The 18,639-nt window shown below is 75.9% G+C and carries 18 protein-coding genes; 4 read left to right on the forward strand and 14 right to left on the reverse strand.

Going from position 1 to position 18,639, the window contains the following annotated elements; genetic code table 11:
• Positions 1-74 precede the first annotated feature (74 nt).
• From ACPCUX_RS12610 to ACPCUX_RS12635, 6 genes are all read right to left on the reverse strand, one after another.
• Positions 75-1,025: an ABC transporter substrate-binding protein gene (locus ACPCUX_RS12610; protein ID WP_021483556.1), complete on the reverse strand. Its 951-nt coding sequence runs from the start codon at positions 1,023-1,025 to the stop codon at positions 75-77.
• Positions 1,026-1,261: 236 nt separating this feature from the next.
• The gene (locus ACPCUX_RS12615; RefSeq protein ID WP_076404313.1) at positions 1,262-1,429 is read right to left on the reverse strand and encodes a methionine/alanine import family NSS transporter small subunit; all 168 of its coding nucleotides are present in this window, start codon (positions 1,427-1,429) and stop codon (positions 1,262-1,264) included.
• Positions 1,426-3,072: a sodium-dependent transporter gene (locus ACPCUX_RS12620; protein ID WP_114553163.1), complete on the reverse strand. Its 1,647-nt coding sequence runs from the start codon at positions 3,070-3,072 to the stop codon at positions 1,426-1,428. The genes ACPCUX_RS12615 and ACPCUX_RS12620 overlap by 4 nt, the downstream gene beginning before the upstream one ends.
• Before the next feature lie 129 nt (positions 3,073-3,201).
• Positions 3,202-4,500, reverse strand: coding sequence for an FAD-binding protein (locus ACPCUX_RS12625; RefSeq protein ID WP_423388920.1), 1,299 nt, complete (start codon positions 4,498-4,500; stop codon positions 3,202-3,204).
• A 97-nt stretch (positions 4,501-4,597) separates the two neighbouring features.
• A complete protein-coding gene (locus ACPCUX_RS12630) occupies positions 4,598-5,749 on the reverse strand; it encodes a DNA glycosylase AlkZ-like family protein (protein WP_423388886.1) in 1,152 nt (383 codons plus the stop codon).
• 36 nt (positions 5,750-5,785) lie between these two features.
• Positions 5,786-6,595 carry a DUF2993 domain-containing protein gene (locus ACPCUX_RS12635; protein WP_170963645.1) on the reverse strand — a complete coding sequence of 270 codons (810 nt, stop codon included), beginning with the start codon at positions 6,593-6,595 and terminating at the stop codon, positions 5,786-5,788.
• Here ACPCUX_RS12635 and ACPCUX_RS12640 point away from each other — a divergent pair.
• A complete protein-coding gene (locus ACPCUX_RS12640; RefSeq protein WP_423388887.1) occupies positions 6,594-7,379 on the forward strand; it encodes an LLM class F420-dependent oxidoreductase in 786 nt (261 codons plus the stop codon). The genes ACPCUX_RS12635 and ACPCUX_RS12640 overlap by 2 nt on opposite strands.
• A 98-nt stretch (positions 7,380-7,477) precedes the next feature.
• Here the strand turns inward: ACPCUX_RS12640 and ACPCUX_RS12645 are convergent, their stop codons facing one another.
• Entirely contained in the window at positions 7,478-7,618 is a 141-nt protein-coding gene (locus ACPCUX_RS12645) for a hypothetical protein (protein WP_021482956.1), read from the reverse strand.
• Positions 7,619-7,931: 313 nt separating this feature from the next.
• On the opposite strand from ACPCUX_RS12645, the gene ACPCUX_RS12650 reads away from it, so the two are divergent.
• Together ACPCUX_RS12650 and ACPCUX_RS12655 are read left to right on the forward strand one after the other, a co-directional pair.
• A complete protein-coding gene (locus tag ACPCUX_RS12650; protein ID WP_423388888.1) occupies positions 7,932-9,410 on the forward strand; it encodes a multidrug effflux MFS transporter in 1,479 nt (492 codons plus the stop codon).
• A 57-nt stretch (positions 9,411-9,467) separates the two neighbouring features.
• A complete protein-coding gene (locus ACPCUX_RS12655; RefSeq protein ID WP_423388889.1) occupies positions 9,468-10,352 on the forward strand; it encodes a uracil-DNA glycosylase in 885 nt (294 codons plus the stop codon).
• A gap of 70 nt (positions 10,353-10,422) precedes the next feature.
• Here ACPCUX_RS12655 and ACPCUX_RS12660 read toward each other — a convergent pair whose 3' ends face one another.
• Both ACPCUX_RS12660 and ACPCUX_RS12665 read right to left on the reverse strand, forming a co-directional pair.
• On the reverse strand, positions 10,423-10,587 hold the full coding sequence (locus tag ACPCUX_RS12660) for a hypothetical protein (RefSeq protein ID WP_423388890.1): 165 nt from the start codon (positions 10,585-10,587) through the stop codon (positions 10,423-10,425).
• Between the two features lie 277 nt (positions 10,588-10,864).
• Entirely contained in the window at positions 10,865-11,293 is a 429-nt protein-coding gene (locus tag ACPCUX_RS12665; RefSeq protein WP_423388891.1) for a VOC family protein, read from the reverse strand.
• An 83-nt stretch (positions 11,294-11,376) separates the two neighbouring features.
• Here ACPCUX_RS12665 and ACPCUX_RS12670 point away from each other — a divergent pair, with 83 nt between their 5' ends.
• Positions 11,377-12,270 carry a helix-turn-helix domain-containing protein gene (locus ACPCUX_RS12670; protein ID WP_423388892.1) on the forward strand — a complete coding sequence of 298 codons (894 nt, stop codon included), beginning with the start codon at positions 11,377-11,379 and terminating at the stop codon, positions 12,268-12,270.
• An 18-nt stretch (positions 12,271-12,288) separates the two neighbouring features.
• Here ACPCUX_RS12670 and ACPCUX_RS12675 read toward each other — a convergent pair whose 3' ends face one another.
• From ACPCUX_RS12675 to ACPCUX_RS12695, 5 genes are all read right to left on the reverse strand, one after another.
• The gene (locus ACPCUX_RS12675) at positions 12,289-15,417 is read right to left on the reverse strand and encodes an AAA family ATPase (protein WP_423388893.1); all 3,129 of its coding nucleotides are present in this window, start codon (positions 15,415-15,417) and stop codon (positions 12,289-12,291) included.
• The gene (locus ACPCUX_RS12680) at positions 15,417-16,712 is read right to left on the reverse strand and encodes an exonuclease SbcCD subunit D (RefSeq protein WP_144722272.1); all 1,296 of its coding nucleotides are present in this window, start codon (positions 16,710-16,712) and stop codon (positions 15,417-15,419) included. Before ACPCUX_RS12680 ends, ACPCUX_RS12675 begins: the two co-directional genes overlap by 1 nt.
• Positions 16,713-16,777: 65 nt before the next feature.
• Positions 16,778-17,152: an STAS domain-containing protein gene (locus ACPCUX_RS12685; protein WP_021483854.1), complete on the reverse strand. Its 375-nt coding sequence runs from the start codon at positions 17,150-17,152 to the stop codon at positions 16,778-16,780.
• A 337-nt stretch (positions 17,153-17,489) separates the two neighbouring features.
• A complete protein-coding gene (locus tag ACPCUX_RS12690; protein WP_034650291.1) occupies positions 17,490-18,023 on the reverse strand; it encodes an aminoacyl-tRNA deacylase in 534 nt (177 codons plus the stop codon).
• Between the two features lie 60 nt (positions 18,024-18,083).
• Entirely contained in the window at positions 18,084-18,617 is a 534-nt protein-coding gene (locus ACPCUX_RS12695) for a DUF2087 domain-containing protein (protein ID WP_255438033.1), read from the reverse strand.
• Between the last annotated feature and the right edge of the window lie 22 nt (positions 18,618-18,639).

Consider the following 18,639-nt stretch of genomic DNA (forward strand, 5'->3'; position numbering starts at 1 on the left):
CCCGGCCGCCGGCCGCGGGCGCCGGGTGGGCGCCCGCGGGGCGGCGGGACGGACGGGGGCTGGCGAGGGGGCAGTCAGCCGACGGACGGGTTGAGCTCGGCGGTCTCCAGGGCCGCGTCGCCGCTGCCCCAGGCCCCGAGGATCTCCTCGAGCTGGCCGCTGTCCATGAGCGACTGCAGGGCTGCCTGGATCGCGGCGGCGAGCTCCGTGTCGTCCTTCGCGACGACGACGCCCTGCGGCGCGCTGTCGAACACGTCGCCGAGCTGCTCGAGCTGGCCGCCCGTCTGCTCGACGGCGTAGCCGATCACCGGCGAGTCGGCGTAGAGGACCTGCGCCTTGCCGCCCGCGACGTTCGTCGTGGCGTCGGACTGCGAGTCGTACTGGAGGATGTCGATCTTCTCCTCGCCGGCGTCGGTGCACGCCTGGCTCTGCACGGCGATGTCCTCGTCCTGGACCGTGCCCGTCTGCACGGCGACGGTCACGCCGCACAGGCTCTCGGGGTCGATGTCGTCCGGGTTGCCCGACGCGACCGCGTAGGCGGAGCCCGCGTTGAGGAAGGCGATCATGTTCGCCTCCTGCATGCGCTCCTCCGTGATGGTGAACGAGGAGATCCCGGCGTCGTACTTGGTGCCGAGCGCGGGGATGATCGCCGGGAAGTCGGCCGACTGGACCTCGACGTCGAGCCCGAGCGTCGCGCCGACGGCCTTGATGACGTCGATGTCGAACCCGATGGGCGTCTTGCCGTCGGCGTCGATGAACTCGGCGGGCGCGTACTCGGTGTTCGAGCCGACGACGAGCGTCCCCGCGGACGCGACGTCCTCGGGCAGGAGCGCGGCGGCCGCGTCGTCGACCTCGACGGTCGACGGGTCGAACGAGGGCGCTGCCGACGTCTCGTCACCGGAACCCGACGTGCTGCCGTCCGTCCCGGTCTGGGACGCGTCGGTGCACGCGGCGAGCAGGAGGGTGCTCGTCGCGGCGAGCGCGACGAGACCGGTGAGGGGGAGCTTGCGCGGGGTCGTACGCATGGTGTCTCCGATCGGTGGGGGCCGGGCAGGGGCAGCGTAGACACCGATCGTCTCCGTCGTGTTACGTCAGCACCCGGCCCGTGAGGGCAGAGGAACGTACGGGGAACAGAGGACCCGGCGGTGCGCGGCACCTGCGCACGAGTGTGGGGCCGTTCGGCCCCGCTCACCAAACCGGCGGGGACATCGAGGCCGAACCGTGACGAACCGCACCCGCCCTCGGCGCGGACCGGCGCGGGCTACGTGTCGCGTGCGGCGGGCGCCTCGTCCTCGCGGTGGTCGTCCTCGTCCCCGGGCGGGTAGTCCGCCCGCTCGGGCTGGGCGCGCAGTCGCAGGATCGCGACGAGCAGCCCGCCCCACACGACGACGATCGCGAGCACGAGCAGGATCACGGCCGAGGTGGTCATCGGGTCTCCTCCCCGTCGGCACCGGTCGGGGCAGTCGTGCGGCCAGCCGTCCCGCGGCCCGACGGCGCCCGGCCCGGTCCTGCAGAGGCGTCACCCGGCGGGTACGGCGGCCAGGGGACGAAGTCGTCGGGGCTGCGGCGCCAGCGCATCGCCGTGAGCACGAGCGCGGCGAGCACCATGAACGCGATCGCGCCCCACCCGACGAGCGCGAGGTACCACGCGGGGTACCCCTCGTAGCCGTCGACGACGAGCGTGACGATCCTGGACACGAGCATGTAGCCGAGCACGAGCGGTGCCAGCACGGCGACGAGCACCTGCCACCAGGGGCCGAGGCGGAACGTCGAGACGGCGTTGAGGTGGTAGCGCAGCTCCGGTCCGCGCCGCAGCACCCACAGCACGAGGACGGTCATGAGCACGGCGGACCCCACGATGCCGACGTTGTTGGCCCACTGGTCGGCGGTGTCGAGGGCGACGAGGCCGGTGGTGGTGGAGAAGAGCAGGACCGAGATGACCGCGCTCACGACGCCGAGGCGCACGGACGCCTGCCGCGGCGTCCAGCCGAACTTCTCCTGGAACCCCGCGGACACGACCTGGAGGATGGACAGGAGCGACGTGAACCCCGCCATGGCGAGGGACCCGAAGAACAGCGCACCGAAGATCGGGCCGCCCGGCATCTGCGACACGATCGCGGGGAACGTGACGAACGAGAGGATCGGCCCGCTGATGCCCTCGAGCTCCCCCACGCCGACCCCCTGCTCGTGCGCGAGGAAGCCCAGCGTCGCGAAGACGCCGATGCCGGCGAGGATCTCGAACGAGGAGTTGGAGAACGCGACGACGAGCCCCGGCGTCGTGAGGTTGGACCGGCGCCGGCGGTAGGACGCGTACGTGACCATGATCCCGAACGCGATCGACAGCGAGAAGAAGATCTGGCTGTAGGCGGCGATCCACACGTTGGCGTCGCCGAGCGCCGACCAGTCCGGCGTGAACAGCGCGTTCAGCCCGTCCGCCGCGCCTTCGAGGAACAGCGAGCGCACCACGAGCACCGCGAACGCCACGACGAGCAGCGGCAGGAACACGGTGTTCGCGCGCTGCACGCCCTTCGCCACGCCGAGCGCGAGGACGACGATCGTCACGACCCAGACCGCGACCAGCGGCACGAGCACCGCCGGGACGAACTCGAGGCTCACGCCCGGGTCGGCGAGCCGGAGGTAGTCGCCCGTGAAGAACGCGGCCGGGTCGTCGCCCCAGCGCAGGTCGAACGAGAAGACGAAGAAGCTCACGGCCCACGCGATGACCGCGGTGTAGTAGAGCGCGATGACGAAGCAGATCATCACCTGGAACCAGCCCAGGCCCTCGAGCCACCGCGCGATCCGCCGGAACGCCGTCGGGGCCGAGCCGCGGAAGCGGTGCCCGATCGCGTAGTCGAGGAACAGGATGGGGATGCCCGCGGTGAGCAGGGCGACGAGGTACGGCACGAGGAACGCCCCGCCCCCGTTCTCGTACGCCACGCCGGGGAACCGCCAGATGTTCCCCAGCCCGACCGCCGAGCCGATGGCCGCGATGATGAAGCCGACCTGCCCGGTCCACTCCTCGCGCGGCTTCTGCGTCGCGGGCTCCCCGCCCGCCGTGCCGGTCGCTGCCACAGTTCTCCTCGGTACCTCTGTCGTGCCGTGCCCGCGCGGGCGCCGTGCGGATCGGCGCGGCGGCGAGCCTCTCGGTGCTCGGACGACCGTAGCGACCGGTCGCGCACCGTGCGAGCCGGGGCGCGGCGCTCAGCCCGCGAGCAGACGCTCGACGTACCCGCCGAGGAAGCGGCTCTGCGAGTCGTAGCGCTGCGCGAGCGCGCCGAAGTCGTCGACGCGCGGGTAGAGCGCCGCGACGGAGCCCGGGTCGTGGACGAGCGCGTGCGAGAGCTTGCCCCAGTGCGGGCGCGCGCCCAGCGGGAGCAGCGCGGCCTCGACGTCGGGCAGGACGCGCGCGACGTCGTCGGGCAGGGGCTTCCACGTGAGGTGCACGCCGACGGTCGGGCCGTCGAACGGGCTGAGCCACAGCGGCTCGGGGTCGGGCGCGACCGTGCGGATCTCCCCCACCTGGAGCAGCGGGGTGACGCGCGGGCCGAGGTCGCGCATCGCGGCGAACGCCTCCTGGGCCCGGGCGCGCGGCACGAGGTACTCCGACTGCAGCTCGGCGCCGTTGCTCGGCGTGAAGTCGAGCCGGAAGTGCGGCAGCCGCTCGTTCCACGGGCCGGGCTCGCCGAGCTGCGGCGTGCAGTGCACGGGGTCGATGCCGGGCAGGGGGTGCAGCATCGTCGTGGCGGGTGTCGCCCCGAAGAGGTCCGCCCGCGCCGCGCCGGCCTCCCCCGGGGTGAGGCGCGACTTGCGCCAGACCTGCTGGACGCCGTCGGGCCCCCAGTCCGTGAAGAGGCTCACCGAGTACGCCGACGCGGTGATCTCGTCGTAGTGCGCCGTCACCGCGTCCCACGGCAGCCCGACGTGCACGTCCTGGCGCACGTCGAACGTCGGGACCGTCTCCAGCTCGACGCGCGTCACGACGCCCAGCGCCCCGAGCGCCACGACCGCGCCGGGGAGGTCCGCGTCGCCGCGCCGCAGCGTCCGGCGCTCGCCGTCGCCCGTGACCAGCTCCAGCCCGACGACGGCGCTCGCCAGCGAGCCGACCGCGTCGCCCGAGCCGTGGGTCGCCGTCGCGACCGACCCCGCGACCGAGATGTGCGGGAGCGACGCGAGGTTCGCGAGCGCCCGCCCCGCCGCCTGGACGTGCCGCGTCACGTCGCCGTACCGCAGGCCCGCCGCGACCGACACCACGCCCGAGGCGGGGTCGACCTCGACGGGGGCGCGGCCGTCGTCGTACCGGTCGAGGACGACGTGCGTGCCCGTCGTGTCCGCGACGTCCCCGAACGAGTGCCGCGACCCCAGGGCCTTGACGCGCGCCGACCGCCGCACGACGTCGGCCAGCTCCTCCGGGTTCGCGGGGTGCGCGACCCCGGAGGACCCGTAGGTGAGGTTCCCGGCCCAGTTCGCGAGACGCGGAGCGCCAAAGTCCGTCACGCCCACCACCTTGCCACCCTCTAGCCCGCCCGCCCCCGTCGAGCACGGGGTCGGCGACCGTCTCGGGGCCGATCCGGTCGCGGATCCCGTGCTCGGCGGCTCGTCACGCGAGGAGCGTGCCCCAGTGGGCGCGGACCGCGTCCACCTGGGCGACGAACGCCGCCTCCTCCGCGGGCGACGGCGCGCGGCGCCACTGCGGCTCGACGACGACGTCACGTGTCCCGACGACCCAGCGCCACCGCCCGACGACGACGCCGTCGACCGCGACGGCATGGATGAAGGACCCGAGCCGGTCGCCGAGGTCGACGCCGTCGGCCACGACGATCCTGCGCGACTCGCCGAAGGACTGGAAGAGCTCGTCGTAGCTCTGCAGCAGGTCGACGACCGGCCGGGCGGGGTCACCGTCGGGCGCGAGCGCACCGACGAGCGGCGCGGGGTCGAGCACCCGGTCGCCGGGGTCCGCGAGCCGCCAGAGCGTCAGCCCGTCGAGCGCACCCGCCCCGGGCACGGCCACGACCTCGTCGTCGAGCAGGTCGAGCGCGCGCCGCACGTCGGTGAGCGTGAAGCCCGACCACTGCGCGACGTCCTTGACCGTCGCGTACGCGCGGCTCGCGAGGTAGCGGCGCAGGAGCTCGACGAGAGCGGCGTCCCGGTCGAACCGCTCGCCGAGCGGCCCGTAGCCGGGCGGGACGCGGTCGTCGAACGCGGCGTACGTCTGCTGCTTGCCGTCGAGCGGCCCGCTGACCAGCAGCCGGTCGAGCTCGGCGCGCATGAGCACGTAGCCGAGCGCGATGCCCTCGAGCGGGCGGCCGTGCGCGGCGAGCAGCCCCGCGAGCTCGCGGCGCGTGCGGGGCCGCTCCTGCACGGCCGCGACGACGAGGTCGGTCTCCGGCCCGTGCCCGGCGGTCCCCACCTGCCGGTACAGCGTCCCGTTGGCCTGGTGGACGCGGGGCGCGCTGAGCTCGAGGAGCCAGCGCGCGTCGTCGGGCCGGACGAGGTGCCAGGTGGGCCGCAGCACGTGCGTGCGCAGCACCTCCCCGCGGTCGCACCCGGCGACCGCGCCGGCCGCCCCGGGCCGCGCGTCGGGCCGCAGCCGCCGTGTGAGGCCCCACAGGGCGGGGTGGAACTCCTGCCCCTGCACCGCCACGAGGTGCCCGACGGCGGTCGGCACGTCGGGCAGGTCGGGCGAGCGGAGCCGCTGCGCGGCGAGGCGCGCCGCGAGGACGCGGCGTCCGTCGACCGCCTCGGTGCTCACGACCCCGCCCCGGTCACGACGGTCGCACCACCCGGGTCACGAGGCCACCAGGTCGGTGGCGACGACGTCGGTCCCCGTCACCGCGACGCGCACGCCGCCCTCGACGGCGGACACGGAGTCGAGCGCGACGCCGTCGGGCAGGTCGAGCGGCACGCGCAGGTCGGACAGCGCGCTCGAGAGCCCGGACGGCAGGTCGTCGACCGAGACCGTGCCGAGGCCGGTGCGGACGGCGACGACGTCGACGGCGAGCTCGGCCGGCCCGGACACGCGCGGCGTCACGTCGACGGTGATCGTGGTGCCCAGCAGCTCGAAGCCCAGGGACAGCACGCCGCCGGTCGCGGTCACGCCGACGTCGAGACCGCTCTGCTCGGCGACGACCTGCTGCAACGACTCCGCCGCGATGACGCCCGACGCCGTGCCGGACGCGATCCGGTACGGCTCCGACGTGCTCACGCCGTCGGCCTCGACCTGGAGGTCGGAGATCGCGTAGCCGCCGAACGACGCGGAGTCCGCGGAGCCCGTGACGTGCGTCAGCGAGCCGCGCACGAGCTGCGTGAGGAACGGGAAGCCGGTGATGTCGATCTGGGCGCCGGACACGTCGTCGGCCTGCTGCTCGAACGCCGTGACCGCCCCGCGCTCGGCGGCACGCACCGCCACCCGGTCGGCCACGACGGCGACCGCCACGAGCACCACGAGCGTCACGAGCAGGCCCACCAGTCGCTTCATGCGCCCCACCCTAGGTCCGCCGACCACGACCTTGCCGTCGTTCTGACGCTCGTGGCGCCGACAAGGTCGTGCTCGACGCGGGGTGTCGTCGTTCTCGGCCCGGACGTAGATTCCGAGCATGACCTCTCCTCGGCACCCCTTCCGCATCGGCGTCCAGCTCCAGCCGCAGCACGCCGACTACGCCCAGATCCGCGACGCCGTGCTGCGCGCGGAGGACCTGGGCGTCGACGTCATCTTCAACTGGGACCACTTCTTCCCGCTCACGGGCGACCCCGACGGCAAGCACTTCGAGTGCTGGACCATGCTCGGGGCGTGGGCCGAGCAGACCGAGCGCGTCGAGATCGGCGCCCTCGTCACGTGCAACAGCTACCGCAACCCGGACCTCCTCGCCGACATGGCGCGGACGGTCGACCACATCAGCGGCGGTCGTCTGATCCTCGGGATCGGGGCGGGCTGGTTCGAGAAGGACTACGACCGGTTCGGGTACGAGTTCGGCACCGCGGGCGGCCGCATCGCCGACCTCGCCGCGGCGCTCCCGCGCATCAAGGCCCGCTGGGCGGCGTCGAACCCGGCTCCGACCCGGGACATCCCGGTGCTCGTCGGCGGGGGCGGCGAGCGCAAGACGCTGCGCGTCGTCGCGGAGCACGCGGACGTCTGGCACTCGTTCGGCGACGCGGAGACGCTCGCGCGCAAGAGCGCGATCCTCGACGAGCACGGCGCGGCCGTGGGTCGCGACACCGCCGCGCTCGTCGAGCGCTCGGTCGCCGTGTCCCGGCCGCCGGCGGAGTCCGCGGACGCGCTCGTCGCCGCGGGCGCGACCCTGTTCACCGTCGGCACGAGCGGGCCCGACTACGACCTGTCCCTCGTGCGCGAGTGGATCACCTGGCGCGACGCCCAGGGCTGACGCCGGCGCTGCCCGCGCCGCCGGGGTGCCGAGCACGGGGTTGCTGTCGCTCCGACGCCCAGGACGACAGCAACCCCGTGCTCGGCGGGACGGTCTGGTCAGAAGAGGGCTCGCGCCAGGTTCGACAGGGCCGCGTGGACCTCCGAGCGCAGGCCGTCGTCGGCTGCGACAACCGCCACGCCGACGCCGACCACGACGAGCAGGAGCCCTGCGCGCCACCACCACGGCGACCGGTGCACCGTCCGCCCTCCCGTCCTGTCGCTCTCGTCCCGTCGCTCTCGTCCCCGCCGTCAGTACGACAGTGTGCGCCAGGGCGACGACTCGGTGTCGACCAGCCGCCGGACGGCGCGTCCGATGACGCCGAGCGCGCCGCACCTGCACGACGCCGCGCTCACCCTCGCCGACGAGCTCGACGACCGGCTGGAGCACGCGCGGGCCCGGCGCGGGCTGCCGCCGCCCGGGCCGACCGCGCCTGACCCGCCGCACGTCTCAGCATCCGATCACGTACGCCGTGCGGGAACACGCGCCGCACCACCGGTGGTTGCCGCTGTCATGGCCTCCACCCCACCCGCGACCCCGGCGCCGACCGCGCCCGTCGCCACCCGCCCGGGCACCGCACCCTCCCCGACCCCCGAGGCCCGCACCGGGCGCATCAGCGCCGGTCTCGTCCTGCTGCTGTCCGCGCTCACCGCCGTCGGGCCGCTGACGATCGACCTCTACCTCTCCGCGTTCCCGCGCATCGTGGACGAGCTCGGCACGACCGAGTCCCGCGTCCAGCTCACCCTCACCGCGACCCTCGCGGGCCTCGCCCTCGGCCAGCTCCTCATCGGGTCGGTCTCGGACGCGGTCGGTCGCCGCGCTCCCCTGCTGGTGTCGCTCGCGGTGTACGTGGCGGCGTCCGTCGGGATCGTCTTCGCCGGCTCGGTCGCCGCGCTCACGGGCCTGCGGTTCGTCCAGGGCCTCTCCGCGGCGGCCGGGATGGTGCTGTCCATGGCGATCGTGCGCGACTCGTTCGAGGGCTACCAGATCGGCAAGGTCATCGCGCGGCTCATGCTCGTCGTGGGCGTCGCGCCCATCCTCGCGCCGACCATCGGCGCGCAGTTCCTGCGCCTCGGGTCGTGGCGCGGCATGTTCGTCGCGCTCGCCGTCGTGGGGGCCGTGCTCTTCGTGCTCGTGCTCCTGCGGCTGCGCGAGACGCTGCCCGTCGAACGCCGCCGCAGCGGCGGCACGGTCGCGGCCCTGCGCTCGTACGGCTCGCTCCTCGGGGACTGGTCGTTCATCGGCCTCGCGCTCATCGCCGGCTTCTACATGGCCGCGATGTTCACCTACATCTCCGCGTCGACGTTCGTGTTCCAGGACTTCTACGGGATGTCTGCGCAGCAGTACGCGATCGTCTTCGGCGTGGGCGCGGTGTCCGTGACGGCGGGCAGCCAGATCAACGGCGCGCTCGTCGGGCGCGTCACGCCCGAGCGGATCCTCCAGGGTGCGGTCGCGGCCGGGTTCGTCCTCTCGGGCGGGCTCCTCGTCGCCGCGCTCGCCGGGGGCGGGCTCGCGTGGCTCGTCCCGCTCATCGTGCTCACGCTCGGCACCGCGGGCTTCGTCATGCCGTCCGTCCCGGCCATCGCGCTCGAGCGCAACGCGCACCGCGCCGGCAGCGCCGCGGCCCTCATCGGCGCGTTCCAGTTCGGCGTCGGGGCGGTCGTCGCGCCGGTGACCGGCCTGCTCGGCGGGTCTCCGCCGGTGACCATGGCCGCCGTGATGTTCGGCGTCGTCGTGGTCGCGGGCGTCGTGCTGCTCGGCCTGCGGCACACGTTCGGCGCACCGCTCCCGGCCGACGCCGCGGGCTCCCTCGGTACGCCCGACCCCGCCGTCGCTGTCCCCACCCCGGCCACAGACCTCCCGGACGCTCCCGTCGGGGCTACCCTCCCGTCCGCCGACGCGCCCCACGACGGCGCCGTCTCGGCTGCCGACGCTCCCCACGACACCGCGGCGCTCGCCGGCGCGACGGCGCCGACGAACCGGCGGGCCTGACGGCTGACCACGGCCCTGCCGCCCGCTGAGCACGGGGTCGTCGACCGGATCTCGCGGATGTCGGTCGCTGATCCCGTGCTCGGCGGACGAGGCGCGGGCGGGTGGGGGTCCGGGCAGGATGGGCGGGTGACGCCTGACGACCCCGCCTACCCGCTCGCGGCCCGGACGGCGCCGACGCTCGCGGCGCTGGACGCCCACCTCGTCGAGTGCCGGGCGTGCCCGCGGCTCGTGGCCTGGCGCGAGCACGTCGCCGACGTCAAGCGGGCATCGTTCCGCGACGACGACTACTGGGCCCGCCCCGTCCCCGGTTTCGGTGACGAGCGCGCGGGGATCGTCGTCGTCGGGCTCGCGCCCGCCGCGCACGGGGCCAACCGCACAGGACGCATGTTCACGGGCGATCGCAGCGGCGACTTCCTCTTCGCCGCCATGCACCGCACGGGCCTGGCCAACCAGGCGACGTCGGTCTCCGCCGACGACGGCCTCCGCCTCACCGGGATCCGCGTCACCGCGCCGGTGCGGTGCGCGCCCCCGGACAACAAGCCGACTCCGGAGGAACGCCGCCGCTGCGGCCCGTACCTCGCGCGCGAGGTCGAGCTGCTGGGCGCGACGGTGCGGGTCGCCGTCGTCCTCGGCGGCTTCGGGTGGCAGGCGCTGCTCTCGACGCTCGCCGAGCAGGGCTGGGCCGTGCCGCGTCCGCGGCCCCGGTTCGCGCACGGTGCGGAGGTGACGCTGCGCCGGGCCACCCCTCGCCCCACTCCGGGGGCGTCCCTCCCCGGCGTCGTGCCCGACGGCGGCCCCCCGCCCCCGGAGCAGACCCTCACCCTGCTGGGGTGCTTCCACGTGAGCCAGCAGAACACGTTCACCGGCCAGCTCACCCCGCAGATGCTCGACGACGTGCTGCTCCGGGCGCGCGAGCTCGCGGGCCTCGGCGCACCGGCCTGACGTGCGCGCGCTCGCGACCGCGCACGGTGGCGAGCCGCCGGACTCTCCGGGCCGCGAGCCCCGACCGCCGCTAGCGGGCGGCGGTGGCCGGGGACTGGCGGCGCGGTGCGTCGGCCCAGCGGCGGCGCTCCGCCACGCGCGGGGCGACGCGGCCGACGAGACGGAGCTGCTCCCGGCGCGCGATGACCTCCATGCGCCGCAGCTCGCGCTCGAGCGGGGACGATGCTACTGACATTGCTGCTCTCCTTCGACGGCTCCCGGACGACGCCGCCGGACGCGGCCGTTCCCGGGAGAGGACGCGACGACGGCGGGCCGTCGCACTGCTCCTCGAAGAGGGACGGACACGGGGCCGGTTCGTGACATCCCGTCCCGTCCGGCCGAGCCGTGAGCGGCAAACCTGCGCCCCGCGCCGGGGGTCCTGCGCCTCTCAGCCCTGAACCGTGAACCCCAGCCCTCGAGCCCCAAGCCCCAAGCCCCAACCCCCAAGCGACCTTCGGGGACGCGCGCGCCGGCTATGCCGTCGGGAGGGCGGACTCCTCGTACTGCTCGACGAACTCCCCCGTCGGCGGGATGGGCGTGATGACGTCCACGAGCACCCCGTTCGGGTCGGCCGTGATGAAGTGCCGCTGCCCGAACGCCTCGTCGCGCAGCGAGCGCAGGATCGGCAGTCCCGCGGCGACGAGGCGCGCGTGCACGGCATCGACGTCCTCGACCTCGATGTTGAGCAGGAGCCCGCCCGCGCGACCCCGGCCGCTCTCCGGGATCGTCTCGTGGTCGCCGTCGAGCACGGCGAGGTTCACCGACGCGTCGTGCGCGGACTGGAGGTGGACGTACCAGTCGCTCGTGAAGAGCGGCCGGAAGTCCAGGTGGTCGCGGTAGAACGCGACGGTCCCTGCGACGTCGCCGGTCATGAGCACCGGGTACCAGCTCGTGATGCGCACGGTCTTCTCCTCGTCGTCGGCGACCGGGTGGTCGCAGAAACAAACAGGCTGTATGTATCGAGGATGGCCTACAGTCTGTCGGTATGCAAGAGCGCCGCCGGACCAACGCCGAACGCACCCACGCGACCCGCGCTGCCCTGGTCGCGGCCGCGCGCGACCTCTTCGTCCGCGCCGGGTACGCCGCGACGTCGACGCCCCAGATCGCCGCCGCCGCGCACGTCACGCGCGGCGCGCTGTACCACCACTACGCCGACAAGCAGGACCTCTTCCGCGCCGTCGCCGAGGCCGAGGCGGAAGCGGTCGCCCGGGAGATCGAGGAGCGCACCGCCGCGGATCCCGGCACGGCAGCCGCGGAACGACCGGACACGCCGGACACCCCATACGGCCCGGACGCCCCGGACGCCCCGGACGCCCCGGACGCCCCGGACGCCCCGGACGCCCCGGACGCCCGCGCGATGCTCGTGGAGGGTGCGCGCGCCTACCTCGACGCGATGGGTGAACCCGGCCGCACGCGGCTCCTCCTCGTCGATGCACCCGCCGTGCTCGGCCCCGCAGAGGCCGACGCGCTCGACGCCCGCCACGCGCGCCGCACCCTGCGGGAAGGGCTCGGCGCGGCGCTCGGCGCCCAGCCCGGCGGGGGCAGCGCGAGCAATGGCTCCGGCGCGGACGACGACGTTCCCGGCCCGAGGGCCGGTGACGGCCGGGGCGCCGGACGCGGCCGGGGCGACGGGTCCGCCGTCGACGACGTCGCGCGAGGCGAGGGGTCCGCCGTCGGCCGGAGCGAGCCCAGCGACGTCGCACGAGACCTCGCGGACGAGGAACGTCTCGACGCGCTGACGCTCCTGCTGTCCGCGGCGTTCGACCGCGCCGCCCTCGCGCTCGACGCGGGCGCGCCGCCGGGACCGTTGCGGGCTGCCGTGACCGAGCTCGTCGACCGCGTGTGCGCGCCGTCACCAGGACCGCGCCCTCGGTCCTGACGGACGGCGCAGCCCTGGTCAGGCCCGCACGCTGAGCGTGCTGCCGCCGCCGGGGAGGCGGCGGACCTCGACGCGCTCCGCGACGGACTGCTTGAGCGCCTCGACGTGGGAGACGACGCCCACGACGCGCCCGCCCGCGCGGAGCCGGCCGAGCGCCGCGAGGACGGCCTCCAGCGTCTCGGGGTCGAGGCTGCCGAAGCCCTCGTCGACGAACAGCGTCCCGAGCTCGATGCCGCCCGCCTCGGCCGTGACGACGTCCGCCAGCCCGAGGGCGAGACACAGCGACACGTAGAACGTCTCCCCGCCGGACAACGTGCGCGGGTCGCGCTCGCGCTCCGTCACGTGGTCGAGCACCTTCATCGCGAGGCCGCGCTTGTGCGCCCGCACGTCCTCCCGCGTCGCGCTGCGCACGAGCTCGTACCGCCCCGACGACATCTCGGCGAGGCGCTCGTTCGCCGCCGCGACCACGTCCTCGAACCGCTGCACGAGCACGAACGTCGCGAGCGAGAGCGCGTGCGCGTTGTCGCCCGTGCCCGACGCGAGCGCCGCCATGCGCACGACCGGTCCCGCCGCGTCCCGCGCCGCCGTCCAGGCGTCGACCGCCGCACCGACGGCCTCGGCCGCCGTCCGGGCCTCCTCGGCCCGGCGGGCGACGAGCTCGTGCTGCCGCGCCGCGGCTCCGGCCACCGCCTCTGCCTCGGCGACGGCGGCGCGCGCGCCCGCGACGTCGGCCCGTGCGTCCTCGGGCAGGTCGGCGAGCGCCGGGTCCGCGAGGCCGGTCGCCGTCGCGGTCCGCGCGGCGTCGTGCTCCGCGACGCGCTGAGAGAGCGCGTGCCGCTCGGCGTCGTCGAGCACCGCGGCGAGCGCCTCGGCCGCGTCCGCGAACCCGGACCGTGCGACGAGCGCGGCGACGTCGGCCGCACGCTCCTCGCACGCCCGCTGCGCCGCGGCGACGGCGCTGCCCGCGTCCGCGAGCGCGTCGATCGTGCGCACCCGGCCCTCCAGCGCGGCCGCGAGGACGGCGACGGGGTTGCGCGCGCCGCCCTCGTCGGCGAGCGGGTCGGGCAGGTCCACGAGATCCACGAGCGGGCCCGCCGCGTCGAGCTCGGCGCGGATCTCGGCCCGGTCGCGCGCGAGGGCCGCCTCGGTCTCCTCGAGCCGCGCGGTCGTGCCCGCGACCGCTTCGGCGAGCCCGGCCGCCCGGGTCTCCAGCGCACGCGTCTCCGCGTCCAGCTCCTCGAGCTCGCGCTCGGCCTCGGCGCGCTCACGCTCCGCGGCGCGCGCGGCGGCCACCAGCTCCTCCGCGTCCGCGACCCGCTGCCCGGCCTCCTGCGGGGTCAGCCCGTCGGCGTCCCGACGGCGGGCCTCGCACCGCTCGGCGAGCACCTGCGCCCGGGCCGAAACGTCGTGCAGCAGGCGCTCGGCGTCCGCGCGCTCCCGCTCGGCGCGCTCGACGTCCTCGACCGTCGGGTGGTCCTCGGCGAGCGGCGCCGGGTGCGGGTGCTCGGCCCCGCCGCACACCGGGCACGGCTCGCCGACGGCGAGGCCCGCGGCGAGCTCCCCGGCCAGACCCGCGATGCGCGCGGCCCGCAACCGGGCCTCGTGCTCCACCGCCTCGTGCGCCCGGGCCGCGGCCCGCGCCCGCTCGGCGTGCGCCTCGGCCGCCTCGGTCGCGAGCGCCGCCGTCTGGCGCGCCGCCTCCTCGACCGCCCGGGCGCGGTCCGCCCGCTCGCGGAGCACCCCGAGCTCGCCCGCGGCCTCGGCGAGGGACGCGACCCGCGCGCGCACGGCGTCGCGGCGCGCCGGACGCGCGTCGAGCTCGGCCAGCACGCGACCGCGCTCCTCCGTCGCCTGCGCGACCTCCTTTCGCCCGTCGGCGAGCTCGCGGTCGCGCGCGGGCAGCGACGCCCCCACCGGGACGAGCCGCGCCACGCGGACGGCCGCCGTCGCGACGTCGGCGCGCAGGGCCTCGAGCGTCGTCGGGTCGGCGTCGGCGAGGACGGCGGGCGCCCCGGTGCGCGCGAGCGCGAGCCGGTCGAGCGCGGCGCGCAGGGTCTGCTCGGCGCGTGCGAGGCCCTGGGCGGCCGGAGCGACGACCGCGGCACGTGCCGCCGCGTCCGCCCGACGGCGACACTCGGCCACCGCCGCCTCCTCCCCGTCGAGGCGTGCCGCGTCGGCCCGCAGCCGGGCTCGCCGCTCCAGCGCGTCGTGCCGGGCGCGCTCGTGCTCGAACCGCTCACGCGCGGCGGCGAGCGTCGCGTCGGCCCCCGCCGCACCCTCGGCCAGCGCCGTGGCCTCGGTGTCGAGGCGCCCGACGTGCGCGACGGCGAGCGCGTGCACGCCCGGCGCCGCCTCCGCAGCGGCCGGGGCGTCGTCGTCCGCCCTCCGCAGCCGGTCGTCGTCGTCCGCCGCCTCGCGCAGCCGCCGCGCGTCGTCGGGCCCGAGCCCGGCGGCCCCCGCGAACCGCTCCGCCGCGCCCACGACGCCCTGCCGCGCGGCGTCCGTGCGCGAGCGCGCCGCGCGCGCGAGCTCCGCCAGGCGCGCCGCGGCGCGGTGGTAGAGCTCCGTGCCGAAGACCTTCTGGAGCAGCACGGCCCGGTCCTCGGGCTTCGCGCGCAGGAACGTCGCGAACTCGCCCTGCGGCAGCACGACCGTCTGCACGAGCTGGCGCCGGTCGAGGCCCACGAGCCGGCGGATCTCGTCGCCCGCCTCGTCGAGCCGTGCGGAGAGCAGCTCACCCGCGGCGTCCTCGACCGCGTCCGGCGCGTCGGTGGGCGGCACCTCGGCGAGCCGCCAGAGCCGCACCGAGGCCTGCTGGGTCGTGGTGCCGGTGCCGCGCTTCTTGGGGCGGCGGTACTCGGGCGTGCGCCGGACGCGGAAGACCCCCGCCGGGACCTCCAGCACGAGGTCGACGTACGACTCGACGTCCGGTCCCGCGAACGCCGAACGGAGACGGTCGTCGCTCGCGGCGTCGGAGGCGACCTTGCCGTAGAGCGCGAACACGATCGCGTCGATGATCGTGGACTTGCCCGCGCCCGTCGGCCCCTCGAGGAGGTAGATCCCGGACGCGCCGAGCGCCGCGAGGTCGACGTGGTGGCGGCCCGCGAACGGGCCGATCGCCTGGAAGGTCAGGGAGTGCAGGTGCATCAGGCGCTGCGCTCCTCGGCGAGCGCGAGCTCGAACGCCTCGCGCAGCACGACGACCTCCGCGTCGCTGGGGGCGTGGCCGGAGACGTGCTCGACGAAGTCGCGCGCGACGTCCAGCGGGTCGCGCCCCGGCCCGACGGCGGTCACGACCTCCCGCTCGGCGACGCGCGGCGGGCGGTGCGTCACCTGGAGCGCGTGCGGGAACCGGGACCGGACGCGGGCGTACAGCTCGGCGGGCCGGACCGGGTCCGTCACGACGACGCGCAGCCAGTCGTCGACGTGCGGCTCGCCCGCCTCCCCGAGCAGCTCGTCGAGCGGGCCGGTCACCTCCGCGAGGCGGCGCGGCACGGGAGCGGGGACGAGCTCGACCGCCGCGTCGGCGTCCGTGCGGAGCCGGTCGACGTCGACGAGCGCGGTGGACTTGCGCTGGTGCAGCTCCGAGAAGGAGAACGCGAGGGGCGAGCCCGAGTAGCGGGCGACGGTCGCCACGCCGCCCCCGGGCTCCCCGCCGCCGACCTCCGGGACGGTGACCCGCTGCGGCCCGTGGAGGTGGCCGAGCGCCACGTAGTCCACCCCGCGGCCCGCGAACGCGGCGGCCGGGACGGCGTCGACGCCGCCGACGCGGATGTCGCGCTCGGAGTCCGACGCCAGGCCACCCACGACGAACGCGTGCCCCACGACGACCGCCCGCACCCCCGGGTCCGCGGCGCGGCGCCGCGCGAGGTCGGCGCCTACCCGGCGCAGGGCCGCCCCCATGACGGCCTCGTGGGACCGCGCGAGCGGCCGCGGCCTCACCGGGTCGCCGCCCACACCTTCGGCGCCCGGAGCGTCGGCGTCCGGCGCGTCCGCGGCGTCCGCGAGGACGTGGCGGGCCGTGTCCGGGTCCAGGTACGGGAGCGCGTAGACGAGCAGCGGGGAGCCGTCACCGTCTGTCGAACCGGGGCGCGGGCCCAGGACGACGGGCGCACCGACGTCGGCCAGGCGCGCCCGCACGTGGACGCCCGGGCGCAGGAGGCGGTCGCCGAACCCGAGCCGGACGGCGGAGTCGTGGTTGCCCGGCGTGACGACGACGTGCGCGTGCTCGGCGAGCCGCGTCACCGCGTCCGAGAGGAGGGAGACGGCGTCGACCGGCGGGATCGCGCGGTCGTAGACGTCACCCGCGACGACGACCGCGTCGACCGCCTCGGAGCGGGTCAGCTCGACGAGGTGGTCGAGGTGCGCGGCCTGGTGCTCCAGCAGGTCGACCCCGTGCAAGGTGCGCCCGAGGTGCCAGTCGGAGGTGTGCAGGATGCGCATGCCCGCACCGTACCGGCCGGTTCCCACAGCCCCGGGGACCCGGGGCGGCGGCGGGGGCGCGGGTGTCAGACGGCGCCGACGACCTCGATCGGACCGGTCGAGGCACCGCTGCGCTCGACGGGGATGCGCCCGCCCATGCCGATCATGTCGAGCAGCTCGACGATGCTCGGCGACGGGTCGCGGAGCACGACCTCGCGGCCGTCCTCCTCGCCGAGCATGTAGAGCTGGATGATGAACGCGATGCCCGAGGAGTCGATGAAGGTGACGTCGGCGACGTCCACCACGACGCGCCCGCGGGTGTCGAGCACGTAAGACATCGCCTCGCTCGCGCGGTCGCGCAGCGCTGCGTCGACCTCGCCCCACATCGTCACGACCACGCCGCCGTCCGCCGGGGCGTAGACGATCCCGCTCGTCCGGTCGATCGCGCTGCCTGTGTCCACGGTTCCCGCTTCTCTCGAGTCGTCCTGCTGCTGTCGGCCGCCCCTCCGGACAACGTCCGGCGGTGGTGGCCTGTTCCCTGCGCCTGCCTCACGGCTCCGTCCGGTTGCTCGCCGTGACCGTCGGGCGGCGGGTCGGACGAGGCGACCGTGACCGGAGCACCCCAGAGTCTGCACCCGGCGCGGGGCGCACACCAGCCCGCGCGACGGTCGACCGCGACCTTCCTCCGAACCCTCACAACCCGGACCGCGCCGGTGCCTGCGCGCGCCTCCTGGAGCCCCGTGACCGCCACGCTGAGGCGCAGACCGGGCGGCGCCGCAGGGCTCGTTCCCGGACCCGCTACAGGGGCTCGGTGACGTCGGCGACCTGGGCGCCGAGGGCCGCCACGAGGGCCTGCCCGTCGACCGTCGCGGCCACGCCGTGCTCGCCGGCGCCGATCGAGACGAGGTGGTCGCCGTCGCCCGGGGTCTCCGGCGTGGCCGCCTCGCCCGCGACGTCCACCTCGTCCTCGCCGCGCACGGCGACCACGCGCACGTCCGCCACGACGGGCCACGCGTGCGTGGCGCCGAACGGCGTGATCGTGCCGCGCTCGTACCCCGTGACGTCGCGCGCGACCTCCTTGTCCGGCATGGACAGGCGCGACACCCCGAGCAGCGCGCGCAGCTTGGGCCACGAGATCTGCCGGTCGCCCGGGACGAGCACGAACAGGTAGTCGTCCTCCGCGCGCCGCACGACGATCGTCTTGAGGACGCGCGCCGGGTGCACGCCGCGCGCGGCGGCGGCCTCCTCCAGCGACCCCACCCGGCCGTGCCGGGTGAGGGTGAAGTCGATGCCCGACGCCTCCAGCGCCGCCACGGCGCGCTCGCTGCTCATGAGAACCGACCCTAGCCCTCGCCCCCGACGCACGGGCTGCCGTAGCGAGGCCGCCGCCCGTCAGACGTCGTCGAACTCCGTCACGACGGTGCGCCAGTACTCGGCGCCGTCGCGCGTGCGGTGCACGAGGCCCGCGTCGACCATCGCGCGCCGCAGCGACACGGGGTCCGCCGCGCGCGCCGCGAGCCGCCTGGTCAGCGTGAGCTCGGTGACGGGCTCCTCCAGCGGGAGCACCTGCGCCGCGAGGTACCGCACGACGAGCTCGCGGTCGCGCCACCGCTTCGGCATGCGCAGCAGGCGTCCGTCCGTGAGGAAGCGGTCGGGGCCCGTGGGGCGCGGCGTGGGCACGGTCGCGAGCAGGGCCGCGAACCGCTCGGGCGCCGCCCGCAGGAAGCCCGTCTCCTCGCGCACCACGACGCCCGCGGCGAGGAGCGGCGCGAGCCGACGGCGCTCGTCGGCCGACAGCACCGCCTCCGCGGGCCCTTCGGTCACGACGCGCGCGAGCACCTCGAGCCGTCCCGCGTCGGCGAGCGACGCGACCACCTGCTTCCACGCGTTGTCGGGCACCGAGGCGCCCGTCCGGTCGTCGTCCACCGCCCGACCCTACGCACGCCGC

The sequence above is a fragment of the Cellulosimicrobium sp. AB352 genome, from assembly GCF_049538415.1.
Taxonomy (GTDB): Bacteria; Actinomycetota; Actinomycetes; order Actinomycetales; family Cellulomonadaceae; genus Cellulosimicrobium; species Cellulosimicrobium funkei.